Genomic DNA, 439 nt, shown 5'->3' on the forward strand with positions numbered 1-439 from the left:
CTCGTGATCAATGCGATGAGCGGCTTCTGCGACCTTGTGTTGGAACCATTCGGCGGAATGAACTTTCATGCTTGATCTCCTTGCCTAGGTTCAAAAATTGACGGCGGGATTTCTTTCACGCTCTGTTCTTCTGCGAGAGTGTACGCAAGGACAATGCGTTTGACCTTATGGAACTTCGCAATCTTTTCTTCTCCGATGATTGTGCCATCGCCGTTCTTCCGTGGAGAAGTGGCCTGGAAAAAGTCCATGTAGCGGCGAGGAGCTACCCCTACGAAAGCGTGAAAATTCACGAGCTTTGCTGAGGGTTCGCTGGGCTCAATTGAAATTGAATCAGCAAATAGTTCACCAGTCCTGCTTTTTTCATATGGCTCAATAAAGAAGACATCCTTCAGGCCTGCGGAAACGATATGTCGAGCGCAGATATGGCAAGGGAAGGTGG

The 439-nt window shown here is 48.7% G+C and carries 1 pseudogene; it reads right to left on the bottom strand.

From position 1 onward, the window contains the following. Positions 1–65: 65 nt before the first annotated feature. Positions 66–439 (bottom strand): annotated as a pseudogene (locus I6A82_RS14475) (hypothetical protein); the annotation flags it as partial.

Origin of the sequence: Novosphingopyxis sp. YJ-S2-01 (assembly GCF_016093175.1) — a bacterium.
GTDB classification, from domain to species: Bacteria; Pseudomonadota; Alphaproteobacteria; order Sphingomonadales; family Sphingomonadaceae; genus Novosphingopyxis; species Novosphingopyxis iocasae.